We start from the raw sequence: 26,600 nt of genomic DNA, 5'->3' as shown, positions 1-26,600 counted from the left end.
CCAAATGGCCGGGGCCTTTGTTGCTCGTCGTCGGCGTACTGGTAGTACGCCTTCCTCCTCGCGCAGCGGCCGCGACCATTTTGTTACGCACTTGGTGTGAAGGGGACGAGAAGCCCCTTTTTATTTTTTAAAGGACTCTTTGATGAAAAGCTTTGTTTTAACATTGATCAGTGTGGTTCTTTTTTTAGGGTGTCAGCAACAGCCTACGAAAGTGGTTTCTGAAGAACCGGTGATGGGTGAAAGTGTCACAGCGGAAAAACTCATCAAGGGCAATCCGGTGATTTTGGATGCGCGTCCTCCATTTGAATTTAATCTTGTTCATGTTCCTGGCGCTATCAATGTGCGATGGGAAGACTTCTCTTCGCAAAATCCTAAATCTCGCGGTTTGCTGCAAGGGGATTTGTTTGCTTTGGCTCGTCGTTTGTCTTTGATTGGTGTGGATCCGGACACCAAGGTTTTAGTGCTGGGAAAGGGCCCTCAAGGTGCCGGAGAAGAAGGGCGTGTTGCTTGGACTTTAAAGGTTCTGGGCGTGAAAGAAGTGTACACAGTCCTTCACAACTCTTATCGCGAAATGAATACAACCCGCGAAGTCCCTCCGGTTCAAAATAAACCTTACTGGAAACCTGTGGTTCAAGACGAATTGGCAGTGGATTTTAAGACATTTAAAAATCAGGCTTTGAATGGCGGTCATGGGATCGTGATCCTTGACGTGCGTTCTTCGCAAGAATTTGCTCTGCGTAGTTTGGCCCAAATGAGCGAAGTGAAAACGCCGGTTCTTAATATTGATTGGACCTCATTCTTTAGTGAAAAAGGTCTTCCAGACAAAAAAATTGAAAGACTTCTATCTGAAAAGAATATTGGCAAAGACACACGCATTTTAGTGATCAGCAATCACGGTGTCCGTTCGGGTGCTGCCACCTATGCTTTGCAATACCTCGGCTTTAAAAAAGCCACCAACTTTGCCGGAGGTTATGAGCAGTGGAAGTAAATCCGCAAGAGCTCATAAATATTCTAAAAGATAAGATCACTCTTTACGAGCATCTTGGTATTGAGTTTATTACTTTTCGCTCTCACGAAGTGCATTTCAAAGTGGCTTTAGAAAAAAGCAAGAATCACAAAGGCACGGCCTTCGGTGGAAGCCAGTATGCCGTCGCCGTATTGTCTGCTTATGCTTTGGTTCTGGCGGGCCTTAAAGAGCGGAACATTCCCACGGAAAACATTGTGATCGCCAAAGGGGAGATCCAATATCTTCGCCCGGTTGAAACGGACTTCGAAGTGATTTGTAAGTTTCCGTCAAAAAAAGAGGAAGAAGAGTTTTATAAAACTCTTCAAGAAAAGGGAAAAGTTCGTGGGATTATCCAGTCTCACATCGTCGCTGATGGAGGTTCGTTGAAGTCCTCTTTGAAAGGTGACTTCGTCGTTAAGCTTTGAGCTAAGATCTGCACAATCTCGGCTTTCTTCACGGGTTTGACAGCATAGGCATCACATCCCGACGTCAAAGTGCGCTCTAAATCTTCCACCACGGCGGTTGCTGTTAAAGCAATGATCGGCGTGTGCGGAATTTTCATTTCTTCCTCCCAGTGACGAATGGTCTCGGTGGCTTTATATCCTGTCATGATAGGCATTTGCATATCCATAAAAATCAGGTCGTAACGTTTGGCTTTGAATTTTTCAACCGCCTCTTGGCCGTTCACGGCTTCTTCACAATCAAAAGGAAGATTTTTTAAGTAGTGAATGATCAGAACACGGTTGTCTTCAGAGTCATCCACTAAGAGTATGCGGAAGCGCTTGTTTGGGAACAATGTATTCCAAGCTGCTGCCGGAGAAGATTTTTTTTCCAAATGAGTGGTGGTATCCGGTCGGTGAGGCAGAAGAATGCGGAAAGTCGTTCCGCGGCCAGCCAGGCTTTTCATCTCCAAGACTCCGCCCATGATCTCGACAAGATTTTTAGAAATCACAAGGCCCAATCCCGTGCCTCCATATTTTCGCGAAATGCCCACATCGGCTTGAAAGAACGGTGAAAAGAGTTTGGCTTGTTTCTCACGGGGGATACCGATACCAGTGTCTTGCACCTCAATAGAAATCTTTTCGCCCCCTTCATTCACGATTTTCACAATGACTTTCACGTTTCCTTCTGACGTGAATTTAAGAGCATTCCCGATAAGATTAAAAAGCACTTGACGCAGACGAGTGGGGTCCCCCCACTGTTGAACCGGAACAGAATTTTCCAGTTGCAGTTCAAAGTGCAGACCTTTTTCTTCGGCTTTAATTTGCAGAATTTCAAAAACACTGCGAATGGTCGCGTGTAAGTTGTAACTGACGTTTTCAACACTCAACGCTTTGGCTTCAATTTTAGAAAAGTCCAAAAGGTCATTAATAAGCGCTTTTAAGTTTTCACCCGCATGACTGAATAAAGTTAAATACCGGGCTTGGTCTTTGGATAGCTGAGTTTCCTTAAGGAGCTCTAGCATACCTAGAACAGAATTCAACGGCGTCCTGATCTCGTGGCTCATGCGAGCCAAAAACTCTGACTTCGCCTGTGAAGCATCTTCCGCCTGATCGCGAGCGGCTTTAAGTTCGGTCTCTGTTTCTCGTAGTTTGACAAGTTTGTCTGTTAAAGTAGTGATTGCCGCACCCGTTAAAAGTGAACAATAACAAAGAGTCAAAAGTGTCGCGGGTGTTTGTAAAACAAAGGGATCGTTCGCCCAAGGAAGGCTCAGAAGTTTAGGCAGTGGCACCGCCAACATCATAATGATCGTGTTCATCAAGATAGCGGCATAAAGCCCGTACCAAGCCGCAGAAAGCAAAAGCCCGATCCCGAAGACATACCAAGTTTGTGTAAAAGGCGCGGACATTCCTAAGAATACCGATCCCGTGATCCCCGCGATCCAGACCAGACGTTCTTTCTTAGTTAAGTAAGACATTCGAAGAGGGGGGCGTGTGTCGATCGGAAAAAGAGAAAGCTCCCTCTTAAATAATGAAGGTGTTAACAAAATCATCGCAGGAAGAGTAATGAAAACAGCTCCTGTCATATCTCCAATGGCGGTGACCAGGGTGTTCCACAAAAAGGCTTCGGGAGAGCTGAATTTTGTGAAAACAAAAATCGCTTGGATCAGGGCCGAGGCGACAACCGAAGGAATCAAAATTCCATACACAGAAAATAAAGTGATGTTCTTGGGGCTGGGGCGCCACGAAGAAAATGTCTTAAAGCGTTCTTTAACAAGCATCCATGCCATAAAAACTTCTAAAGTTTCAGGTATAGCGTAAACGGGATACAGGACAGGGCGGGGTAAATCTAAAAGCGGAGCCGCTAAAAGGCCGTTTAAAAATACGGCAATAAGAACTCGCGGTCCCCACCACAAGGTCATTGCCACACCTAAATTGATTGGAAAGTAAATCCAATAAACGCCTTGAATCGATGTAAAAGGCAGACTGGCCCACGTCCCCAGGGAGAGAACAATGAAAGGAAGAACCCAAGTCCACCACGGCAAACGTTTTGTATCCATAGTTCTATTCTAGGCAGAATAAGAAATACGGGCTAAGAACGACTGTGAAATGTGCTAAAGGTCAATAGTCGAAGGTTTAAAGAACGTCTCTCCACCAAAGCAGGAGCCGCTTTGGCAGCGATTAAAGCGAATGCAACCGCCTTGGGTGCGAACGCGATAGATGTCGTCCTCTAAGAAATCCTCCTGGCCTCGACTTAAGATGCCGACCAGGTTTCCTTGTCTGTCAAAAAGAGGAGATCCTGAGCTGCCAGCAAAGGTGTCGACTTCAGCTTTGAATGTCTGCTTTTCTGCAGAGTATTCTGTCACGATGCCAGCATCTTGTTTCATCGGAAGACCTAAAGGATAAGAAAGGCTCAGAACTTTTTCGCCTTTTTCTAGATTCCTTTTAGAAATTTGCACAGGCTTTACTCCAGGGACTTCACGGTCCAATTGAACGATAGCATAATCCGTCCCGCGAGAAAGACTGCTTTCCTGTTTTACGATGTTCTTGCAGTGAAAGATCTCTTCTTCTTTGAAAGTTTGAAGGGCTTTATTCAAAGTCCACGCAAAGACAAACTTCGTGTCGGTGCAAGAGTCTTTCTTTTGCACGCAGTGGGCGGCTGTAAGAACTTTATCTGGAGCGATCAAAACACCGCTGCAAAAACCTAATAGCGGTTGATCCAAAAATTTTTCGTCTTCGCACAACGGCCAACTGCGACCCAGGGTCGAAAGACGTGGTTTCCATGTGCCGTCTTTTTTTGCAAGATTATATTCTTGCACGAGCATAGCGGTGGCTTGCGCCACTTGTGAGACGTCTCCAACAGAGTCGACATCTTTACGCGTGTCTTCGCCATAAATAACACCCTGGCCGTCGTTCACAACAACATCCGAAGTGGCTGAGGGGCCTTGACCGCAAGCTGCAACCAAAAATGGTAGAAGAAGTATTAAATATTTCATTTCTTCTCCGGTTTCGGGTTGATTAGGCCTGTGACGATTCCATTGATGGAAAGATATCCATGTTCATGAGATTTAAGATTCGGGCTCATGTGCAACCAATGCACAACGGCCTTGAAGGGAGAGTAAGGATCGACGACGAAATCTCCGCAAGCTACTAAAACATCGCCTGCTCTGAACTCTGGCAAAGGCCCGAATTTAGTATTGTAGATGACTTCAATGCGATCCTCATTTGTTGAAAAATCCTCGTCCAAATCTACTTCAAAATGCACGTGCTTCTGGCGGTCTTCCATCACTTCGACGATGCGGCCTTGGATAAAGGCGCGAGCGGTAAATTTCTTTTCCATCTCATCGCGATAAGCCAAAAGGCGGCTTTCGTTAAAATCCATGCGATCTTTTTTATCCAGACATGCCGGGGTCTTGGCAAAGACAGACAAGGGAAAAGCCGCGATTAAAGTAAGGATCAAAAGCCTAGATTTCATGAAGGGCAATATAACAAAAACAGGGCGAAGCTTCGCCCTGTAACTGTGTCTTTAGGAAAAGATTTTATCGTGTCTAAGATTTCGACAGTTAGTTGGCGCCAGCATCAATCCAGCGCTTTAGATAGTCTGTTTCTTCCGGTGTTAATGGCTTGATTCCGTATTTGCCATTTTGAGGTGGCATAAAGCGTTTGTACATACCGGGGACGACGATTTGATAAAGCACGCTGTCTGCGGCGCTCTCTTTTATGAGCCGTTTTTCTTTGATGACCTGAAGGTCGTCAAGAACCGTTCGTTTGGCCGTTTCCTTAGAATGGCAGACCATGCACTTGGCATTGAAGATTTCCGCTTTTAAGTTTTCAAAGCTCAGCTCCAAAGCTTTAAAGTCTGTGGCTGGCTTTTCTTTAGGAGCTTCGGCATCCGCACACGCCGCTAAGTCTTTGACCTTCTGTACGTCTTTGCGATCATGAGTTTGATCATCCAACCAAGTTTCTAAAATCTGTTTTTCACAGGCGTTCAATGCTTTGTATCCTGCAGAGCGGGGAGGCATGGTTTCGCGTTGAACGGCGCCTAAAATAGAGTCCTTTTGTGCTAATACTTTTGCAGCTGTATCCATGGCGCGGCTGCCGCTGGCATGACACTCTTGGCATGTGCGAAGGGACGTGGCTTTCACCACCTCGAATGAAACAGATTGATCACGAAAGGCTGCAAAAGAACCTATTTGCGGAAGACCGGAACCATCCGTTTTAAATAGACCGAGCTCTTCCAGTGCATAACTGCAACCGGTCAAGCTAAGTCCCATCAATGCGCCAACAAAAAGAAGTGCCTTTTTCATAAGGCCTGGCTTTTATCAAATTTTAAGAGAGTTGTGGGGAAGTAACGAAGAACCCCAGAAATAAATTCCGGGATGTCTAAAAAGTAAACGGGACTTATTTGCCCCGTTTGTCGATTTTCATGTTTTGAAAAGGAGTGCTCGTATTTTGCGAAGCGGGTTTTCGATTGCCACCGGCTTTAAGAACGCAAGCTTGGCGGTCTTCATCGCTGGAGTCTTCAGACTCCGTACACTGAGCTAAAGCTTTGGGGTCAAAGCTTTTTCCTTTAACGCTCTCCCAGCAGTTCCAAAAGGTTTTGTCGTCTTTTTGTAAGTTGCAGACGGTAACGGCATACCAGTCGACTTCTTCATTTTCTGTGCGAGTTTTGCAGGCTTCAATGTCTTTTTCACCAATGAAGCGATCGCAGAATCCGGAAGGATTTGTAGGTTCTATGGCAAAAGCAAAAAGCGGGATGCTTGCGATCAAAACGACAGACTTTATCGCAAGTCTCATGAAGCCACCTTGATTTTAAATAGCACCGAGTACATCGCCTTAAGCATGTCCGGATCATAACGACCCGCCAGCTTTTCTTTCATCATCGTCACGGCATCAAGGGGAGTCATCGGCACGTTGTAAGAGCGTTGAGTCGTCATCGCATCGTACGTGTCGGTGATCGCCACAATACGAGCGAAGGGATGAATTTCTTCAGCGACTAACTGTTGTGGATAACCGTTGCCAGACCAAGATTCATGATGCTCAAAGCAAGCAGCCTTAATAGCATCACTGATATTGGGATGGTTATTTAAAATAACAAGTCCGTACTGGGGATGCATTTTCATCTGCTCCCATTCCGCATCCGTCAAGCCACCTTTTTTGCAAAGAATGTCTAAGCTGACGTTACGTTTTCCGATGTCGTGGAAAAGAGCGCCCACACCCAGTTCTTCTAAAGTCTTCGCATCGTATCCCAAGGCTTTACCCAAACCTAAAGAATAGATACTGACATCCAAAGAGTGGTTGTAAGTGTAGAAGTCATGTCCTGACAAAGAAATCATAAAGCCCATGGCTTCAGGGGCATTTTCCATCAAATCAATAAAATCTTTAATGATCGGACGCGAGTCATCCAATGCACGGTTCACATCTGGATTTTCAAAAAGATCTTCCATTAAAGCCACGGAAGATTCGCGCAAGATTGCGGCTTTTTCAAAAGGGTCGATCATGCTTGAGTTCATCTCTTCACGAACCCAGTCACGATACTTCTGTTTATCCTCGGCAAGCACGAAGAAAGAATCCCCTGTGTCTTTACGGTGAAGGTTTTTAATCTTCCCATCAGAAAGACGATCTCCGGCACGAAGATACAAAATATACTTCTGATCCACGAGCACGTAGATATCGAACGAAGTGACTTTATCGGGGCGGATGGTGCTTAAACGTATACGGAAATAGGATGGAGACGTCATACGAAAATTCTGCCATGGATACATTGACTTAGATAGAAATTCCTGAATAATCGAAGGCGATGGCCCTTCGTCTAGACACACAGATTCAGTACCTAAAGGGAGTCGGACCCAAGCTCGGAGATCTCTTCTCTCGCAAGGGATTAAAGACTCTAGGGGACCTCTTTGAGTTCTATCCCAGAGCCTACGAAGATCAGAGAGCCGCTCGCAACATTTCCAGTCTCAAACCAGGAGACATTGTCAGCATCAAGGCTCAAGTTGTGACAGTTCATAGTATCAACATGGGACGCTCGACACGGAAAATGTACGACGTGGTTGTTCGCGATTCCTCGGGACAAATTCACTGCAAATATTTCCGCGTTCCTTATAAGGGATACTTTGAAAGGTTTAAGCCCTTCACCGAAGTGCGCGTCGTGGGGAAAGTGATCGAATATCGTGGGCGCATTGAGTTTCATCATCCCGACATTCGCGATATTGAACCGGACGAAGAAACCCAGGATGCTTTGATTCCTCTGTATACCGAGATCGAAGGCCTTGCGACGGCAAAAATCATGAAGCTTGTTCGTGCGGCTTTTGCGCAAATGGAAGAGTGGCCCGAAGAAGCCCTGCCTAAATGGATTTTAGAAAAATATCAGCTAAAAAAGCGTCAAGATGCCCTGAAGGAAATCCATTTCCCTGAGCCCAGCCGTGCTCAGGAATATGCGGAGTTTAAAAGTGCCGCACAAAAAAGAATCATCTTTGATGAATTCTTTTGGTTAGAGCTTTACCTGGCATCACGAAAAACAGGATTTCAAAAAGAGGGTGCGCCGCAAATCAAGAACAAAGCGGAAAAGTTAAAAGCCCTGGAAGCTTCGTTGCCGTTCACGATGACCAATGCTCAAAAAAGAGTCTTTGGCGAAATCAAATCTGATATGGAAAAGACCCATCCTATGCACCGTATGGTTCAAGGGGACGTGGGGAGCGGAAAAACCCTGGTCAGCTTTATGGCGGCACTTTACGCCATAGAAAGCGGCTATCAATCCTGTTTGATGGCACCCACAGAAATCTTAGCAGAGCAGCACTTTAAAAATGCCCGTAAGGTCCTTGAGCCTTTGGGTGTCCGTTTGGCTTTGCTGGTGGGAAAATCAAAAGCCTCTGAAAGAAAGCAAATGCTAGCAGCTCTTCAGGCTGGCGAGATAGACTTGATCATCGGCACTCATGCTTTGATTGAAGATGAAGTGCAGTTTGCAAATTTAGGTCTTGTCATCATCGACGAACAGCATCGTTTTGGGGTTGAGCAAAGAGGTGTTTTAAAGAACAAAGGCAAGTCGCCCCACTTTTTAGTGATGACCGCGACACCGATCCCGCGAACTTTGGCGATGACGGTGTATGGTGATTTGGATGTCTCTATTATTGATGAAATGCCAGCAGGCAGAAGTCCGATTCAAACGCGGGTGACTTATGAAAGCAAACGACCGCAAGCTTTGCAGTTTATGTTGGATCAATTAAAAAAAGGGCGTCAGGCTTACATCGTTTATCCGCTGGTGGAAGAAAGCGAAAAGATTGATCTCAAGGATGCGGTTTCTGAATACGAAAAACTAAAAACGCAGTTTCCCGATGTTCGCTTTGGTCTTTTGCACGGAAAAATGAAACCCGATGAAAAAGATCAGGTCATGACTCAATTCCGCAATCAGGAAATCCAAGTTTTGGTTTCAACAACGGTGATCGAAGTCGGTGTTGACGTGCCAAACGCCAATATCATGATCATCGAACACGCTGAGCGCTTCGGATTGTCCCAGCTTCATCAATTGCGCGGCCGGGTCGGACGGGGAGAATTCAAAAGTTTCTGTATTCTCATCATGGGTTACGCGGTCTCAGAAGAAGGTCGCCAGCGCACCGAGATGATGGAAAAAACATCCGACGGATTTAAAATTGCCGAATTCGATCTTGAAATGCGCGGCCCGGGTGAATTCATGGGAACTCGTCAATCAGGTCTTTCCGGTTTCAAACTTGCAAACTTGGTTCGTGACATGGCGATCCTGCAGCAAGCGCGCGAAGCGGCCTTTGAAGTTTTGAAAAAAGATCCGAAGCTTGCTTATCTAGAAAATCAAAGACTGCGCGAAGAATTACTCCGCGAACATGGGCCTGCAGCGTTGGCGGGAATAGCATAAAAATAAAGTTGCGAAGAAATTTTTTTTAAGTCATTCTGATGTGGATCACAAGGATGTGTTCAGATGACAACAAGATTTTTCAGCGTAGTAACAGCTTCTCTATTTATTTCTTTATCTGCTTTGGCAGCTCCTCCCTCATATAAAGTCAGTATGCGTGTCGGTATTAAAGGTCAGTCGCCTATTTCTGTAAATACGGTGGCAAAATCCGGCAAAAAAAGTTTCGTCAGCCAGTTTTCTGATGACGGGCAAACGGAAACTTTGGTGGAAGTCTTTGCCAAGAAGTCTCAGGTGAAAAACAAAAACGGTCTTTACATGGATGTTCTCGTAACAAAACGTGTGAAGGGGCAGTCGAAAGTTACTGAGCGCGCGCAAATCTTCGCTCCAGAAAATCAAGAAATGGAGTTCGGCATGAATTCCAAAGGTAGAATGGCAGGAAACCTTTCCTTGGCCGTCATGGCACACAAACTCTAGGTCGACAGACTTAGAGTTTTCACTCAGTGCGACATAAATATTCCATTTGATACTCGACCTCGGTCGTGATGTGATTTTTCCCTATGAGGGGGTATCAGATGATTCGTCTTGTGAAAAGCATCACAACAACCACGGCGATTGCAGCTTTGACTGCGAGTGCCGCTAGTGCCGGAACTGTTTTGAAAATGAACAGCGGTGCGGTTGACACTACTAAAATCTCTAACAACTACGCAGCTTCTTGGATGATGGAAACTCAGCCAACGGAGTATATCGTTCAGTTTAAAAAGGCGATCACTGAAGCCGACAAAGCCACATTGAAGGCTCAGTTTGAAGTTTTCGGCTATCTTCCTGACGATGCTTTGGTTGTGCGCAGCACTTACGCAAAGCTTTTGAGCTTCAAAAATTCTCATCCAGAAGTTCAAGCCGTCGTTAAATATTCTGCTTCTTACAAAGTCAGCAGCTCATTTGATGTGGCGAGCGTTTTCAATAAAGACACTGTTCAATCCGTTCTTGTGAAGACATTTAAAGCATCAGATGCAGATCTTGTGGCTTCAAAAATGGCAGCCTTAAATCCTAAAGTAGAACTTCAAGTTGTTGATGGAAACTCAGTGATGGCGCTAGTTCCTCGCGGACTTGTTTCTCAGGTGGCGGCTTTAACAGGTGTTGAGCACGTTCAGCCAACTCCAGAGATTGAATCCTTCCATTTCGTGATGGATCAAGACTTGGCAGCAGATGTTCATGCAACAGCGGCGGGAGATTATTCAGATCTTACTGGTGATGAGCCAGGAACGCGCGTGATGAAATTCCAGGCGGCTTGGGCGCAGGGTTTCACAGGTCGTAACCAAATCGTATCTATGGCAGACACAGGTTTAGATTCTGGAAACGTGAATGCGATTCACGGGGATTTCGCGGGGAATGTGATCTCGGGATATCCTTTCGGTCTTTGGTCAAAAACTTGGGACGACCCCATGGGACACGGAACTCACGTAGCGGGTTCGGTGATGGGAAATGGAAAAGCTTCTGGTGGACTTCTAAAAGGTGGCGCTTATGAAGCAAAAATGGTGGCGGAAGGTATGTGGTCACCAATGCTTAAGAACTTAAGCGTTCCATCCAAACTAGGTGATTTGTTTGCAAAAGCCCAAACTGATGGCGCTAGCATTCACACAAACTCTTGGGGTGGTGCTCGTACGTTTGGTGCTTATGATAACTTTGCGGTTCAAGTAGATACTTGGTTGTACGACAACCCAGATATGCTTGTTCTTTTCGCGGCTGGTAACAGCGGTGCGGATAAAAACAAAGACGGTCGTATTGATGCAAACTCTATGGCTTCTCCAGGAACAGCGAAAAACGTTCTTACTGTCGGCGCTTCTGAAAACGTGGTTACAACAGGTGGTATCCAAGTTCCAATCAGCAAATTAAGAGCTGCTAAAGACGAATGGCCTTCAGAGCCGATTTACAGCGACTACATCTCTAACAACGAAAACGGTATTGCGATGTTCTCTTCACGTGGACCCACTTCGGATGGTCGTGTGAAACCAGATATCGTGGCTCCGGGCACAAACATCTTGAGCGTGAAGTCTCAACAAAAAGACGCTTCTGAATTATGGGGCGCTTACAATAAAGACTATGTTTGGTCGGGTGGTACTTCGATGGCGACGCCACTAACGGCGGGGGCAGCAGCCGTAGCTCGTCAGGCGTTGGTTGAAAAATTAAACATCCAGAAACCATCAGCGGCTTTGATGAAAGCGACAATGATTCACACGGCAGTGGATATGTATCCGGGTCAGTTCGGTGAAATCGGCGCTTCTCGCGGGCAAGAGATTTTGACTCGTCGTCCAAATTCGGATGAAGGTTATGGTCGCGTGGACGTTCAAAACATCGTGAATTTGGGTTCAAAAACTCAGTTCATCGACAACCGCCAAGGTGTGGCGCAAGGTCAGGAAGTTTCTTACGAGTTCACTTTGGCTCGTGAAGGAAAGCTTTACGCAAACCTTGTTTGGACCGATGCTCCGGGGTCAGCGAATGCGGCTCAAGCCCTCGTAAATGACTTAGACTTAGTTTTGACTCTTCCAAATGGTCAGACTCTCAGCATGAATGATCACGTCAATAACCTTGAAATGATTGAAAAGTCCGGTCTTCCGGCTGGATCTTATAAGCTCACTGTAAAAGGCTTTAAAGTTCCGCAAGGTAAGAATGGCTCGCAAGCTTACGCTCTTGTTTACACTGCAACAGAGCTCTAGTTTGTTAGTTTAAATAGCTGAAATGCTTAAGAAAAGGCTTGGGTAATCCCAGGCCTTTTTTGTTCTGAAAAACCCTCTGAAAATATTTCCTAACACCCCGCTCTCGTTTGATAACTTGCGTCAGATTTGATAGAACAGACGAGGTTGAAACTCTGTCCAATTAAGGGGGAGGTCGAATGCAGACGTTTAATGTTGGTGATAATGCTGTTTATCCCGGCTATGGCGTTGTAAAAGTGGTTTCTATTGAAACCAAAGAAATGTTGGGAACTAAAACAACATTCTACAACATGCAACTGGTCGACACTGGCTTAAAAATCATGATCCCTACTACGAACGTAAAATCTGCGGGTCTTCGTCCTATTATCTCTAAAGACGAAGCCAACAAAGTCGTGGGCATTCTTAAAGAAAAAGACATCAAAATCGACAATCAAACTTGGAACCGCCGTTACCGTGAGTACATGGAAAAGATCAAAACAGGTTCCGTTTTCGAAATTGCTGAAGTTTTACGCGATTTATTCCTGTTGAAAGCAGATAAAGAGCTTTCTTTCGGTGAGCGCAAGATGCTTGATTCTGCGCGCAGTCTTCTTTTGAAAGAGCTGACATTGGCGACGAGCCAAGAAGAGCTTTTCATGGAAGAAGAAGTGAAGGCCATCTTCGGAATCACAGGCTAGTCGGTCGATGAAAAGGGCCCATCTGACTGCGTTGTCGGGGGTCCTCCTTCTCTCCGCCTTGCAGCTGAACCCTTTTGATCGACCTTGAGTGGTAGACTTAGAATAAAAAACATAATAAATTCGAGGCTTGGTTTCTAACCAGGCCTTTTTTATTTGTGCCTGGGCAACTTGGAGTTCTCATGACCTCAAAAATTTCGCCTCATCCTCGTGTTCGTTTTGCACCTTCTCCGACGGGTTATTTGCACGTTGGGGGAGCTCGAACGGCTCTTTACAACTATCTTTACGCTAAGAAAAATGGCGGTGAGTTCATTCTTCGTATCGAGGACACCGATGAGGCTCGTTCCACGGAAGAATCTTTGCGTGGCGTGGTGGATGACCTGGTGTGGTTGAATCTTCTTTGGGCGGAAGGTGTGGATCCGAAAACCTTGAAAGATGTGGGACCTTTGGGGCCGTACCGTCAAAGTCAGCGCCAAGATATCTACAAAAAATATGCGGATCAGCTTTTAAACGCAGGCAAAGCTTACTACTGCTTTTTGACTGACGAAGAAATTGAAAAGCAACGTGAAGAGGCGAAGGCCGCGGGCCGTTCTCCGCATGTGAATTCTCCTTACCAAGATTGGCCTTTGCAAAAAGCTTTAGAGCATATCGAAAAAGGCAATAAAGGCGTGGTTCGTTTTAAAACCAAAGGTTTGGCGAAAGACTACACCTTGAACGACTTAGTTCGTGGCGAAGTGAAATTCCCATCAGACATGGTCGGGGACTTTGTTCTTCTGCGCTCAGACGGTATGCCAGTTTATAACTTCTGCTGTGTTGTGGATGATCACTTGATGAAGATCACGCATGTATTCCGTGCGGAAGAACATCTGCCAAACACGCTTCGTCAAATGATGATCTATGAAGGTTTGAATTGGCCACTTCCTGAATTTGGTCACATGGCTTTGATTCTAGATGAAGATCGCCAAAAGCTTTCTAAGCGTAAAGGTGCGGTTGCTTGTGGTCTTCTAAAAGAAGAAGGTTACTTAGCTTCTGCGGTTTTGAATTTCATCGCTCTTCTTGGTTGGTCTCATCCGGAAGGTAAAGAGATCATGTCGGTTGATGATATGATTCAAGCATTTGATATCTCTCGTCTGAATCCTTCAGGCGCGATCTTTGACCGCGTGAAGTTTAAATGGATGAATGCGCAACACTTGCGTGCTCTTCCGAATATGGAACTTTGGAATGCGATTCAACCGTTCTTAGCGCGTGAGAAAATGGAGCTTCCGCAAGATCCGGTATGGCAGGATAAATCCATCACGGTGTTTAAGCCGTACATGGAAATTTTGTCGGATGCGATTGAGCTTTATAAACCACTGAATGACAAATCGTACGTGATTCTTCCGGAAGCGGAAGAGGCGATGAAGTGGGAAAGCACGAAAGCAGTCTTGACGGCTTGGAAAGAACTCGTGAGCGCTCATACGTCTGACTATATGACGGAAGAAGAGTTCTTGAAAATCCAAGATGAAGTGAAAAATAAAACGGGTGCAAAGGGTAAAAACCTTTTCATGCCGATTCGTGTGGCTGTAATCGGAAAACCTCATGGCGCGGAATTAAAAATCCTGGTGCCATTGATGAAAAAAGATTCTTTGATCGCGCGTGCGGAAAAAGCTTTGGCTCAACTATAGGTGAACGATGTCTTTAAAGATTTACAACTCTCAGTCTAAGCAGCTTGAAGAATTTGTGCCTCTGACTCCGGGTCAGGTGAAAATGTATGTCTGCGGTCCGACGGTTTATAACTTTCTTCACGTCGGAAACTTCCGTGGAGTTGTTTTCTTTAACTTAGTTCGTAATTGGCTTGAGTCTTCTGGTTACAAAGTGGACTACGCACTGAACTTCACAGACGTGGACGATAAGATTATCAATCGCGCGCATGAACTGGGTATGGATCCTCATGCTTTATCTGAAAAGTACATTGTGGAGTATAAAAAAGATTTCGCTTCTTTAGGTCTTCGTCCCCATGATCACAATCCGAAGGTGACAGAACATATGGACGGCATCGTCGATATGGTGAAGACTTTGGTTGAAAAGAATATTGCCTATGAAACTCAAGGGGACGTGATGTATTCCATCGCTTCCTTCGAGGGCTACGGTAAGCTGAGTGGTCGCAACCCTGAAGAACTTCAGGCGGGCGCCCGCGTAGATATCGATGAAAAAAAGCGCAACCCGATGGATTTCGCTCTTTGGAAAGCGGCGAAGCCAGGTGAAGTGTCTTGGCCTTCTCCGTGGGGGCCAGGTCGACCCGGCTGGCATATCGAATGCTCGGCGATGATTCAAAAAATCTTTGGTGATCAGATCGATATTCACGGCGGTGGTATGGATTTGATTTTCCCGCATCATGAAAATGAAATCGCACAGAGTGAAGGATGCACCGGTAAGCACTTTGTAAAATACTGGATGCACAATAATATGCTGAACTTCGGCGGACAGAAAATGTCGAAGTCCTTAGGTAATGTTGTAACGATGCGTGAGTTCCTAGAGACGAACAACGCGGAAATCTATAAGTGGATGGTTCTTTCGGTTCACTATCGTACAATGAGTGACTTCAGTGATGCAGCTGTTGAAAGGGCTGTGTCGGGCTTAGCACGTATTTATTCTGCACTTTCTTTGGCGGATGATTATGTAGCCGAAGGTGTTGCTCCCGATGCTGGATTTGAAAAAATCACGCAAGAAGCTTGGAAGAAAGTGGAAGCGGCTTTGAATGATGATTTCGGAACACCTGAGGCTTTTGCTTCTTTGTTCGAAGTCGTTCGTCAGTTTAATTCTCAAGTTCGTCGTGGCATGAAATCAAACCCGGCGGTTCAAGGGAAGGCTGTCGCATTTAAAAACTTTGTCGCTAAACTCGGTCGTCTTTTAAGCCTGTTCCAAGAGCCTGCGGGTCCTTTCTTGATTAAGCTTGATGATATGCTACTTGCAAAAATGAACGTGAAGCGCGCGGATGTAGATGCCTTGGTTGCGGAACGCACTCAGGTGCGTGAGGCCAAGGACTTTGCAAAATCCGATGAGCTTCGTGCGAAACTGACGGGAATGGGAATTTCTGTCAGCGACACGCCGACAGGAAGTTTCTGGGAAGTAACTAAATAATCTTAAAACGCCAGCCTCGCCTGGCGTTTTTTTCAAAAAGGGCTGTGAGTTTGCAGCTCTCTGATTAATCCTCTGTAATTTCTGTGTGCCTTCTTTCCTTTGATTTTGAATCGGATAAGATCCCGTCATTCAAAATCAAAGGAGCTTTTTATGCGTCTTTTAATTGCTACTCTCTTATTGGCCTCTTCTTGGGCGCAAGCCCGCACATTACCTTCAGTTGAAGAGAAAATAAATCCCTCTTCAATCGATCAAGTGATTCGTTTGGTGGATAAAGATTCACCAGGGTCTTCAAATTTAAAGGTTTCTGTTGTCGTCACGGATTATGGAATGAGCACGGATGTATCGCCAAGACATGCGATTTATCTGACGTTAGCAAGTCTTGCGGAAATGGGAAATATCTTTGCTGATTTCAGAATTACGGAACAGGCTTATAAGTTTATTTCGGCTCAAAGAATTGCCGCTGGTATTTATGAAATCAAAGCGCAGGTGTATGATGAGACCTTCAAAGAGGTGACTTATACGATTGATGCGACAAAGATGTTCAGTGATGAACGTAAACTTCGCAATAACTGCGGAAGCGCTTTCTGTGATGGGTTCTTAACGACGACGGTGGAAGTAAAAGAGACGGCTAAATAAGTCGCTCGTGTGTTCTAAAAACTTTTCTAGTAAAAAGGGAGCTTCGTGCTCCCTTTTTATTATTCTTAAAGACCAGCGACGATAGATTGAAGATCCGGGATGTCCGCCAATTTTTTGCCTTTTACGACGGCCTTCGTACTTTTGCTAACGACGCCGAAAGGGATGTTACCCCACCATTTTTCTACGATAGAGCCATCTGCATTTTTAGTCGTCATTTTGCAGGTGTCATAAGTGCCGGCTGGAGGAGCTTCAACTTTTTCTAAGACACCTCCACTAGTCACGCAGTTAGCAAGAATCTGCTTAAAGCGCTCTGGAGAATAAAGGTCCGTCACTTCCAGATGTTCAGAAACCACGTCATTTCCCATCGTGGCTTCGTATTTGACGGTCCACTTCTTAGTTTCTTTATCGAACTTAACAACTTCTTTTACGATGCGCACAGATTTTTGAGTGCCATCACGTTGTTGAACCGTGCCTGTCCATTGAACTTTGTCTCCCACGCTGGGATATGCCCAGGCTTGCAGGGAGAACGAAGAAACCACCAAAGCGGAAAAAAGTTTATAAAGTTTCATCATGCCTCCTGTATGGGATCCAGAATGGCACGAGATTTTTAGGCGGGGAGCTATTCTTTGGTGAGATTGCAATCATACAAAGAAGGGCTCCGCATTTGGTCTGAGCCCTTATAAAACTGCAATAGATGTAAACGAAAATCGGGCTTATTCTAAGGTAAGCACGTGGGTTTTAACCTGTTCGATATCTTTGTCATCCATCCATTGTTCGCGGTATTTGCCTTCGATAAAAAGATGAACTTGATCTTTATAGAACGGGGAGAGCATATGGCCAGATATACCGATCGGATTGATGCCCCAGCTTTTTTGAGGTGAGGCGAAATCAATGATTCTGCGAGTGGATGGACCGGCTACAACTTTAAAGTCGCCACCCATGCCGCGCATTTTGTTGTTGTTGATTTCATTGTAGGCTCCGGGAATGGGGTAGGGACCTAAGTTGAAGACTTTATTTAAGGGCGCAGTTCTGCCTAAAGGATGTATGTATTCAACAGTATGTATCTCGCCCCAGGTTTTGTTTTGCACCTTTTCAATCGCTTTTTTGAAACCTGCAGTGATTACTTCAGGTCTTTTCAAGTCTTTCCACCAAGGCGCCGTTTCGTTCAAGATCGTACGACGATAGAATTGCCAAGCGTAAGGGGTGTTAAGGAAAGTTTGGCGTTCCTCTTTTGAAAGTTTCTGCAGCAGAAGTTGGATGTTGTCGCTATTCCACTGGTGGTAAAGACTTGCCGCTGTCGACGAGATATCGGATCGATGATTCCAATCTTTAAGATCTTGCAGGGCTTTTTCATATTTTTTGTTTTCTTCTGGCGATAAATGAAGATCTGCCAGCAGTTTTTCTAAGATTTCTGGGGTAAAGGCGTTGTAGTTGTCCGTTTGCAGGGCCTTAAATTCTTCTGCATTCCACACATCTTTTTCGGAAAGGGCTTTGACGATAGTTTGATAGCGGTCATCGGCTTGGAAATCTCCGCGGATGTTTGTTGGAAGACTTTCGGGGCGTGAGTTCGCAGTCACAATAAACCCTGAAGGTGGATTCACAGAATGGGGCTTCTCGTTCCACTCTAAAAGGCGAAGGTATTCATCATCGCCAGAAGCTCCATCAAGAAGCATGTCTGAATTTGGATTCTTTTTAACGGCGATATCACCGAAGATCCACCAAGCAATGTTATCGGCGTCAGCGTACATGACATTAAGTCCCGGTGCTGTTGCCGATTTTAAGGCAGACTCAAACTCGGCCATGCTTTTTGCTTCGCCCATCATGCGTAAGGCTTTCATGGGGTTGTTTTCTTTTCTATGAAAAGCCCACTTTAGCGCCAGATTTTTCTCTGTGAAGATTCCGTCCATCAAGGGTCCGTGCGGAGTTTCAATCATAGGTAAAGTGACGTCGATGCCATCCTTCACTTTGATTACTTCGTTCCACTCTTGGTAGCTGACAGGTTTCTTATTGAAGAGCACCGTTTTTTTCTCAGTGTCCAAAGTTTCGCGATAAAGATCCATGTCATCGGAAAGAGACATAGTGAAACCCCAAGCATGATGACGGTTGTGACCTAAGATCGCAAAGGGAACGAGTGGAAGATAGTGACCGTAAAGTTCAAATTCCGGTGTTTGAATATGCGCTTCCACCCAAACTGCGGGCAGTGCATAACCAATGTGGGGATCGTTGGCGAAAATACTTTTTCCTGATTGTGATCTGCTGGGGGCAATCAGCCAGGCATTACTTCCTTCAAAGTGGGGAGTAAATAGTCCTTCAGTAAGAGCTGGTAACGCAAGGCTGTTACTGACAATCTTTAGCGGCGCGGTCAAAGGGTTGTTTCTTAAAGCCTGAAACTGTTCTTCAGAAAGTTTTTTTGCCAGTTCTGACATCAAAGGATCTGCTTTTAAAGCGATGCCAAAACTATAAGCCATGTGGCCGGTCATGACGTAAGCATCCATTGGGGTGAATGGACGGGGTTTCAGCCCTAGGGTTTTCATTTCAAAAGGCAAGGGGCGAGTGGCGACGTACTGATTAACGCCGTCGAAATAGGCTTCCATCTCGCTCCACAGGCGTTCATCAAAGGTGCCTGTTTCTTTTTCGTGTTTGAGCATGCGTTCGACAGCAGGTTTAATCATGAGGCTGCGATAAAGTTTGTCGCTGGTAACGGCCACGTCTCCAAAAGCCTCACTCAATTCTCCTTGAGTCATGCGGCGTGAAAGTTCCATTTGAAAAAGACGCTCACTTGCCATGACAAAACCTAAGGCTCTTAAAGCATCGATCTTGTTTTGTGCTTTGATGTGCGGAATGCCGAAAGTGTCCCTAGTGATTGTGACCGGAGCAGAAAGACCTTCCAGTTTTAGTTGTCCGTCCATAGGCGCTACGGATTGCTTCATAAAAAAGTAGACGACAAAGACAGCTATACAGATCAGAGCGGTAAGAACGAGCAGAATTCGCTTTAAGTTTTTCATAGTAAAACTCTCGAACGGAGCTCAGCTCGAAGCAAGGGACTTTCCATGTCACTATGCAGAAATGAAGGACTGGACTTTGGATTGACGCAATGTAGACCCAAAAAAGAAGCAGGCACCTTTCAAAATTATGCTATGCTCGAAGGGATGGCCTCTGCTTATAAAAAGAACTTTCAACTAGTATCTGAGTATAAACCTTCTGGGGATCAGCCGCGTGCGATTCAGCAGATGATGGAAAACTTTGATGCTGGATTAAAACATCAGACACTCTTGGGTGTGACGGGATCGGGAAAAACTTTTTCGATGGCGCACACTATTGCGAAACTCAATCAACCGGCATTGGTGCTGGCTCCGAATAAAACTTTGGCGGCCCAGCTGTATGCGGAGTTTAAAGAACTCTTTCCGCACAATGCGGTTGAGTACTTCGTCAGCTATTACGATTATTATCAGCCGGAAGCTTATATTCCGTCGACGGATACCTACATCGAAAAAGACTCTGCGATCAACGAACAGATCGATCGTATGCGCCACTCAGCGACGCGCTCGTTGTTTGATCGTCGCGATGTGATCATCGTCAGCTCCGTTTCTTGTATTTACGGTTTGGGTTCTCCGGAAGCCTACGAAGGCATGATGATTCAAATCGTGTCGAATACCGAGATGAAGCGCGATCATTTGATTCGTGAGTTGATACGTATTCAGTATCAGCGTAACAACGTGGATTTTTCGCGCGGAACTGTGCGCGTTCGCGGCGATAATGTCGAAATCTTTCCTTCATATGAAGAAGACCGCGCCGTGCGTGTGGAATTCTTTGGCGACTTTATCGAGCGTCTTTCTTGGATTGATCCATTAACAGGTCAGGTTTTAGAAGAGCTTGATCAAATCGGTATTTATCCCGGAAGCCATCACGTCACTAGTGATGACAACTTAAAACGTGCGATTCGCACGATTCAAGATGAACTGCGTGAACGTCTGGTTGATCTGAATAAAGAGGTGAAGTTTTTAGAAGCTCAACGTCTTGAGCAAAGAACTTACTATGATATCGAGATGATGGAGCAGATGGGGTTCTGTCAGGGGATTGAAAACTACTCTCGTCACATGACAGGCCGTGGGCCGGGTGAACCACCTCCGACACTTTTAGAATACTTCCCGAAAGAATTCGTGACCTTTATCGATGAGTCCCACGTGACCGTGCCGCAAATCGGGGGGATGTATCGTGGAGACCGTGCTCGTAAAATGACTTTGGTCGAACACGGTTTCCGTTTGCCTTCGGCTTTAGACAACCGACCTTTAAACTTTCAAGAGTTTGAAACGATGATGGATAAGGTTGTCTATGTATCGGCAACGCCGGGGACTTACGAGTTGCAAAAATCTGAAGGTATTATCGTTGAGCAGATCATTCGTCCGACAGGCTTGATTGATCCTGTCGTTGAAGTGCGTCCGGTCAAACACCAGGTCGATGATTTGTTAAAAGAGATCCGTGATCGTATCAAAAAGAATGAGCGTGTGCTTATTACGACGTTGACGAAACGTTCAGCGGAAGACTTGACTGAGTATTATGAAAATTTAGGTATTAAAGTTAAATATCTGCACAGTGAAGTTCAGACGGTAGAACGTACAGAAATCTTGCGCGACTTGCGTTTGGGAGTTTTTGACGTTCTTGTGGGTATCAACTTGTTAAGAGAAGGTTTGGATATCCCAGAGGTCAGTCTTGTTGGTATCACCGATGCCGACAAAGAAGGTTTCTTGCGTTCGGAGCGTTCGTTGATTCAAACTATTGGCCGTGCGGCTCGTAACTTAAATGGGCATGTGATTCTTTACGGAGACACCATCACCGAAAGCATGGCCAAAGCCATGGGTGAAACCGAACGTCGTCGTCGCATTCAGCAAAAGTACAATGAGGATAACGGCATCACTCCGCAGTCGATTCGTAAAAGAATCAAAGAAGGACTGGGCGAAGTGTTTGACGGAACTTTGGCTGGCGGTCCTCTGCAAGGAGAAAATAAAACTGCAGCTGTGGTTACGAAGTTCTCGAGTCAGCCGGATAAACTTCAAGAAGAGATCGCTAAACTGCGCGCGAAGATGAAAAAACTTTCGGCCGAGCTGGAGTTTGAAGAAGCCGCGAAGGTTCGCGACGAAATCAAGCGTTTGCAAATCATTGAACTGAACATCCGCAGCGGAGAAGTGGAGCAAACCAGCGCAGAGGTCCTCAAAGATGGCCTTAAGTAGAAATCATCTCAAACCCTCCTCTGACTGCGTTGCTCGTCGTCGACGTACGAGATGTACGCCTTCCTCCTCGCGCCTTGCAGCGGAGGGTCTGATATGATTTCTAAGTTTGAGGAAGTGCGCGATAAAGTCAGGGAGTTCCCGGTACAAAGCGGGGTCTATCTGATGAAGGGCCACGCCGATAAGATCATCTATATCGGTAAGGCGAAGAATCTGCGCGCGCGTGTTCGAAGTTATTTTACGGACAGCAAGGATCATTCACCCAAGACGCGGTTGCTAGTTCAGAATATTCATGAAGTTGAATACATTCTAACTAAAACCGAAGTCGAAGCTTTCTTATTGGAAGCTTCGTTAATTAAAAAACACCGTCCGAAGTACAACATTCGTCTTCGTGATGACAAAGCTTATCCCTACATTCGTTTTACTTGGGCTGATGATTATCCTCGTCTTTACGTTGCTCGCAAAGTGAAGAAGGATGGGTCGCTTTATTTCGGCCCTTATACTTCTGGATTTGCTGTTCAAGGCACCATTCGTTTTTTAAATCGAACTTTTAAGATTCGTGATTGCACTGATGCGGTTTTTAAATCTCGCACGCGTCCTTGTATGACTTATCAGATTGGCCGTTGTACAGCACCTTGTGTAGATTACATCACACAGCCTGATTACCGTGAAGAAGTCGAAGGCGCGAAGTTATTTCTAAAAGGACAGAATAAGAAGGTCGTGAAATCTATCACCGAAAGAATGATGGTCGCGGCCGAAGAAGAAAAGTTTGAGGTGGCGGCTCGTCTACGCGATTCTGTACAAGCGATTAAAGCCATTTTAGAAAAACAAGCCGTTATCAATGACACGTCTGAAAAAGATCAGGATGCGGTGGGTTTCTTTGGCGATCATCGTGGTTGCTTGGTGGAAACTGTGCACGTTCGTTCAGGGCGGGTGATTGGAACTCGATCTCACTTCTTACCTCATTTTGATCCTAATGATCCGGCGGAAGACCCACGCGAATGGCTGGTGGACTTCCTGAATCAGTATTACGAAGACAACTTTATCCCGGACGAAGTCCTGTTGACCGTGGATATTGGCAATGACTTAACAAAGTTGATGGGTGAAGTCTTAAAAGAACGCTCCGGTAACAAAGTCGTTGTGCGATTTGCGACGGATGAGCGTGGTCGCAATTTGATTGATATGGCGAATGAAAATGCCAAAGCTCATTTCTTAAAATACGTCTCTAAGTCCGAAGAAAAACTTCGCGGTTTGGACGAAATCAAAGAAAAACTTTCCTTGCCAGAGCTTCCTCGCCGTATTGAGTGTTATGATATCTCGACATTCCAAGGGGCGGAGACCGTCGCTTCTCAAGTGGTCTTTGAAGATGGTGTTCCGGCGAAAGAACATTATCGTCGCTATAAAATTAAAACGGTTCAAGGCATTAACGACTTCGCCTCTATGTATGAGGTCTTGAGTCGTCGATTTAAGCATACTGAGTACGAAGATCCACAACTTATTGTGATCGATGGTGGTAAGGGGCAATTGACTCAAGCCATTCGTATTTTACAAGAGATTGGCCGTAGCGATATCCCGGTTGTGGGATTGGCGAAGGCGCGGACGGAAAGTGACTTCCAGAAGCAAGAAGTGGAGTCGACCGAGGAACGCTTCTTCCTCCCTAACAGGTCCAATCCGGTGATCTTTAAGCATAACGCGGAGGCCTTGCATATTCTGACGGGCATTCGTGATGAGGCCCATCGCTTTGCCATCACGTACCATCGTAAGCTTCGTGAAAGCAGTTCTTTGGAAAGCGAACTGGATTATGTTGTGGGATTGGGCGAAAAAAGAAAGAAAGTTCTTTTGACTCGCTTTAACTCTATTGATGAAATCAAGGGTGCCGTACCCGAAGAGATTGCAACCCTTAAAGGTTTCAACCGTGTATTGGCGGAGCGCATTCTGCTTCAATTGAATGAACCAGATGATGAAGATGCTGAGGTTGAAGAGTGAAAAGTCATGCCCTGTTAGTAGGTTTGGGAATATTCTTAAGTCGTATTGCAGGGCTGGTTCGTGAAAGAGTTTTCGCTCATTTCTTTGGAAACTCGGATGCCGGGGATGCTTTTAAAGCGGCCCTAAAAATTCCCAACTTCCTGCAAAATCTTTTTGGTGAAGGTGTGCTTTCCGCAAGCTTCATTCCAGTCTATGCTCAGCTCTTAGCAAAAAAACACGACGAAGAAGCCGCGAAGGTCGCATCTGTTATCGGCAGTCTTCTATTCCTGATGACGTCCTTCTTGGTTTTAGTGGGCGTTTTTGCAACTCCTTTCTTAATTGATCTTATTGCTCCAGGCTTCCAAGGTGAAAAGCGCGCTTTGACAATTCAGATCGTGCAGATTCTTTTCCCGGGCACGGGATTCTTGGTTATGTCGGCTTGGTGTTTGGGGATTTTAAATTCTCACCGTAAGTTTTTTCTTTCGTATGTGGCTCCCGTTATTTGGAACTTGGCAATCATCTTCACGTTGGTGATGTGGGGAAGTAAGCAGGGTCAGTATGACTTGGCGGTCACAGTTTCTTGGGGACTTGTTGCCGGAAGCTTTTTGCAGTTTGCGATTCAATTGCCTTCCGCACTTCGTCTGGGGAAAAAGATTTTTCCTTCATTGGATTTGAAATTAGACAGCGTTCGTTCCATCACGAAGAATTTTGCTCCCGTGGTTGTGTCCCGTGGTGTAGTTCAGATCAGCGCTTATATCGACAATATGTTAGCGAGCTTGCTTCCAACAGGAGCCGTTTCTGCGTTGGCCTATGCGCAAACTCTTTATCTTTTGCCCGTGAGTTTATTTGGTATGAGCGTCTCTGTGGCAGAGTTACCCGCTATGTCGCAAGCGACGGGGTCTGATTTAGAAATCAAAGAATATCTGCAAAAGCGTTTGAATCGGGGACTTGAACAAATCGCTTTTTTTGTGATTCCTTCTGCAGTCGCATTTTTCTTTTTAGGTGATTTGATTGTGGGGGCGGTTTTTCAAACAGGTGAGTTCCAGAAGGAAAACACTGATTTCGTTTGGATGGTTTTGGCTGGTTATTCTGTGGGGCTTTTAGCTACCACATTAGGGCGCTTGTATTCTTCGACTTTCTATTCATTGAAAGACACAAAAACGCCACTTCAGTTTGCGATCATCCGCGTGATCTTCACAACTATTTTGGGTGTGATCTTCGCATTCTACTTACCTGAAACCTTGGGCTTCGAACGCCAGTGGGGAACGGCCGGCTTGACGGTGTCAGCTGGATTAGCTGGTTGGATCGAATTCTACTTCCTCCGCAAATCATTGAATAAAAAAATCGGGCACACGGGATTAAAAATCCCATTCCAAATCAAAGTATGGTCCGCCGCCATTATTTCCGCATTATCAGGAGCCGCTATTGCTCGCTTCGTCCTGCAGTCCGATCTCCATGTTATCATTAGAGCCGCCATCGCTCTTTCTATCTACGGCTTACTGTACTTCGGATTAGGATACGCTTTCAAAATTGAACAAACCAAATCCGTGGCCGATAAAATCCTGCGCCGATTAGGAAGATAGATTTCACGAATCGAATGGCCGTTGCTAGTCGCTCCGATAGAAGTCGTGACAACATGATCTATGGCAAAAGATCGTAATGTCATTGCTATAGCCCGAACAAATCGTCATGTTGTAAATCTCTGTCCGATAATGCCGGCCTATTAATTTCATTTTGAGCATAGTTAAGTTTCAAGGGGATACGGCAATCTATAAAACAGTTACGAACTCAGTGGAGATTCTATGCATTGTTTCGAGGAATGCTCTTGGTTGTTCAAGGTAGGTTAACGTAACAAAACTACCGAACATCAATTTTTCTATTGAAACCCCGCTGCGATGGCGGGCTGAGGTAACTTTGGCAATGCTCCCAGTTTTTTACCGTTAAAGCGTCTTGAAAGTTCAGCAATGACGTCAGACCAATTTCCCTCCGGGCAAATATGGGACATAAGGCTGCGCGCTTTTTCTAACTCGACGAACTGCTCTTGAGTAAGTGTTAGTTCAATTCGCACTGAGCTGTCCTTTTGCGGTTTGATTTTCTCATGTGTTTCGATCGGAAGATTCATTTCCAAAGCCAAAGTCTTTTGAGTGTCGAAGGTGTTTTTATTTTCAAGCTTGCTTAAAACATCCAAGGTCTTTTGCTCTGAAATTCTTTCGCCGGATTTCTTGCTCTCATTAATACACTTCTGAACTTGCGTTAGTTGCGATAAGGTCAGCTTACCAGTTTCAATTTTCTCAGCAACGGCAGGAACCTTCTTCAAAAGACGGGCAGACTGCAATCGACGATAAGCACTGCCTTCAGAATATCCAAGGCCACGAGTAAGATAAGCATACATTCCGTCGTACCCCAGATCCGCATAAAGCTTGCGCGAATCAATCTCGGCAATATGCCACAAAACCAAATGAGTGATCTTACGCTCCGTGCGCACCAATTTTTCCATTCGAAAGATCAATTCATCATTAGAAATATTTTGAAGTGTCATAGGTACCTCTTAATCAAGGTGACTATACCACGGGATTTTTGAGGTGATTTTTCGACTTTTTCTTAACGAACACTGGTTACTTTATAGGTCGGTTAAATATCTTTATAGATGCCCGAAACTCTCTAGGTTTGATGATTTTTTGAATTGCAAGACCGGTCTTGTATTAAAAAATATTATCAAGTGAACCGAGAATTAAAGATTCAAAAAATAGCCACAAGAGAAAAGTGCATTAATTTTTGAAATCGACGCGAGGCGCCCTCGCTGCGGGGTTAGTTATAACTTCATCCTAATTTAGTGTGCAGTAAATTATTTTTCCTCTCGTGCACTTGGCTTTCTAGAAGTACAAGTACTTCTGGAGTTAAATATCCAGCAAGGGCCGAAGAGATAGATAGATAGATAGAT

Annotated in this window: 21 protein-coding genes; 12 read left to right on the top strand and 9 right to left on the bottom strand. The window is 45.3% G+C overall.

Annotated features, from left to right (window positions below):
- Positions 1–142 precede the first annotated feature (142 nt).
- Positions 143–988 (top strand): rhodanese-like domain-containing protein, encoded by an 846-nt coding sequence (locus tag AZI87_RS14240; protein WP_063208507.1) that lies wholly within the window; start codon positions 143–145, stop codon positions 986–988.
- The gene (locus tag AZI87_RS14235) at positions 979–1,431 is read left to right on the top strand and encodes a YiiD C-terminal domain-containing protein (protein ID WP_063208505.1); all 453 of its coding nucleotides are present in this window, start codon (positions 979–981) and stop codon (positions 1,429–1,431) included. The genes AZI87_RS14240 and AZI87_RS14235 overlap by 10 nt, the downstream gene beginning before the upstream one ends.
- Here the strand turns inward: AZI87_RS14235 and AZI87_RS14230 are convergent.
- From AZI87_RS14230 to AZI87_RS14205, 6 genes are all read right to left on the bottom strand, one after another.
- A complete protein-coding gene (locus AZI87_RS14230; protein WP_063208503.1) occupies positions 1,365–3,506 on the bottom strand; it encodes an ATP-binding protein in 2,142 nt (713 codons plus the stop codon). The two genes, AZI87_RS14235 and AZI87_RS14230, sit on opposite strands and share 67 nt — an antisense overlap.
- Before the next feature lie 54 nt (positions 3,507–3,560).
- Positions 3,561–4,442 carry a trypsin-like serine peptidase gene (locus tag AZI87_RS14225; RefSeq protein WP_063208501.1) on the bottom strand — a complete coding sequence of 294 codons (882 nt, stop codon included), beginning with the start codon at positions 4,440–4,442 and terminating at the stop codon, positions 3,561–3,563.
- Positions 4,439–4,921, bottom strand: coding sequence for a hypothetical protein (locus AZI87_RS14220; protein WP_253696842.1), 483 nt, complete (start codon positions 4,919–4,921; stop codon positions 4,439–4,441). The genes AZI87_RS14225 and AZI87_RS14220 overlap by 4 nt, the downstream gene beginning before the upstream one ends.
- An 88-nt stretch (positions 4,922–5,009) precedes the next feature.
- Entirely contained in the window at positions 5,010–5,753 is a 744-nt protein-coding gene (locus AZI87_RS14215; protein ID WP_063208499.1) for a hypothetical protein, read from the bottom strand.
- A gap of 94 nt (positions 5,754–5,847) precedes the next feature.
- On the bottom strand, positions 5,848–6,243 hold the full coding sequence (locus AZI87_RS14210; RefSeq protein WP_063208497.1) for a hypothetical protein: 396 nt from the start codon (positions 6,241–6,243) through the stop codon (positions 5,848–5,850).
- Entirely contained in the window at positions 6,240–7,187 is a 948-nt protein-coding gene (locus AZI87_RS14205) for an HD-GYP domain-containing protein (RefSeq protein WP_063208614.1), read from the bottom strand. Before AZI87_RS14205 ends, AZI87_RS14210 begins: the two co-directional genes overlap by 4 nt.
- 59 nt (positions 7,188–7,246) lie before the next feature.
- Between AZI87_RS14205 and recG the strand changes: the two genes are divergently transcribed.
- The 7 genes from recG (at position 7,247) to AZI87_RS14170 (ending at position 16,469) form a co-directional block, all read left to right on the top strand.
- Positions 7,247–9,334, top strand: a complete 2,088-nt coding sequence (gene recG / locus AZI87_RS14200) for an ATP-dependent DNA helicase RecG (RefSeq protein ID WP_063208495.1) — start codon at positions 7,247–7,249, stop codon at positions 9,332–9,334.
- A gap of 63 nt (positions 9,335–9,397) precedes the next feature.
- The gene (locus tag AZI87_RS14195) at positions 9,398–9,805 is read left to right on the top strand and encodes a hypothetical protein (RefSeq protein ID WP_063208493.1); all 408 of its coding nucleotides are present in this window, start codon (positions 9,398–9,400) and stop codon (positions 9,803–9,805) included.
- Positions 9,806–9,903: 98 nt separating this feature from the next.
- Complete coding sequence (locus tag AZI87_RS14190; RefSeq protein ID WP_063208491.1) at positions 9,904–12,045, top strand: S8 family serine peptidase; 2,142 nt, start codon at positions 9,904–9,906, stop codon at positions 12,043–12,045.
- Between the two features lie 176 nt (positions 12,046–12,221).
- Positions 12,222–12,716, top strand: a complete 495-nt coding sequence (locus AZI87_RS14185) for a CarD family transcriptional regulator (RefSeq protein ID WP_063208489.1) — start codon at positions 12,222–12,224, stop codon at positions 12,714–12,716.
- 179 nt (positions 12,717–12,895) lie between these two features.
- Positions 12,896–14,377 (top strand): glutamate--tRNA ligase, encoded by a 1,482-nt coding sequence (gene gltX / locus AZI87_RS14180; RefSeq protein ID WP_063208487.1) that lies wholly within the window; start codon positions 12,896–12,898, stop codon positions 14,375–14,377.
- A gap of 7 nt (positions 14,378–14,384) precedes the next feature.
- The gene (gene cysS / locus AZI87_RS14175; protein ID WP_063208485.1) at positions 14,385–15,833 is read left to right on the top strand and encodes a cysteine--tRNA ligase; all 1,449 of its coding nucleotides are present in this window, start codon (positions 14,385–14,387) and stop codon (positions 15,831–15,833) included.
- A gap of 150 nt (positions 15,834–15,983) precedes the next feature.
- A complete protein-coding gene (locus tag AZI87_RS14170; RefSeq protein WP_063208483.1) occupies positions 15,984–16,469 on the top strand; it encodes a hypothetical protein in 486 nt (161 codons plus the stop codon).
- Between the two features lie 65 nt (positions 16,470–16,534).
- Here AZI87_RS14170 and AZI87_RS14165 read toward each other — a convergent pair whose 3' ends face one another.
- Together AZI87_RS14165 and AZI87_RS14160 are read right to left on the bottom strand one after the other, a co-directional pair.
- Entirely contained in the window at positions 16,535–17,041 is a 507-nt protein-coding gene (locus AZI87_RS14165) for a DUF333 domain-containing protein (RefSeq protein WP_253696840.1), read from the bottom strand.
- A 141-nt stretch (positions 17,042–17,182) separates the two neighbouring features.
- A complete protein-coding gene (locus tag AZI87_RS14160) occupies positions 17,183–19,474 on the bottom strand; it encodes a penicillin acylase family protein (RefSeq protein ID WP_253696838.1) in 2,292 nt (763 codons plus the stop codon).
- A 144-nt stretch (positions 19,475–19,618) separates the two neighbouring features.
- Between AZI87_RS14160 and uvrB the strand changes: the two genes are divergently transcribed.
- From uvrB to murJ, 3 genes are all read left to right on the top strand, one after another.
- Complete coding sequence (gene uvrB / locus AZI87_RS14155; protein ID WP_063208610.1) at positions 19,619–21,697, top strand: excinuclease ABC subunit UvrB; 2,079 nt, start codon at positions 19,619–19,621, stop codon at positions 21,695–21,697.
- A gap of 93 nt (positions 21,698–21,790) precedes the next feature.
- Entirely contained in the window at positions 21,791–23,680 is a 1,890-nt protein-coding gene (uvrC, locus tag AZI87_RS14150) for an excinuclease ABC subunit UvrC (protein WP_063208479.1), read from the top strand.
- Positions 23,677–25,242 (top strand): murein biosynthesis integral membrane protein MurJ, encoded by a 1,566-nt coding sequence (murJ, locus tag AZI87_RS14145; RefSeq protein ID WP_063208477.1) that lies wholly within the window; start codon positions 23,677–23,679, stop codon positions 25,240–25,242. The genes uvrC and murJ overlap by 4 nt, the downstream gene beginning before the upstream one ends.
- Positions 25,243–25,535: 293 nt before the next feature.
- Here the strand turns inward: murJ and AZI87_RS14140 are convergent, their stop codons facing one another.
- Complete coding sequence (locus AZI87_RS14140; protein ID WP_063208475.1) at positions 25,536–26,198, bottom strand: hypothetical protein; 663 nt, start codon at positions 26,196–26,198, stop codon at positions 25,536–25,538.
- Positions 26,199–26,600: the final 402 nt, after the last annotated feature.

Origin of the sequence: Bdellovibrio bacteriovorus, assembly GCF_001592745.1 — a bacterium.
Classification (GTDB): domain Bacteria; phylum Bdellovibrionota; class Bdellovibrionia; order Bdellovibrionales; family Bdellovibrionaceae; genus Bdellovibrio; species Bdellovibrio bacteriovorus_B.
Note: the sequence above shows the minus strand (reverse complement) of the source record. Positions and strands in the feature narration are given on the sequence as shown.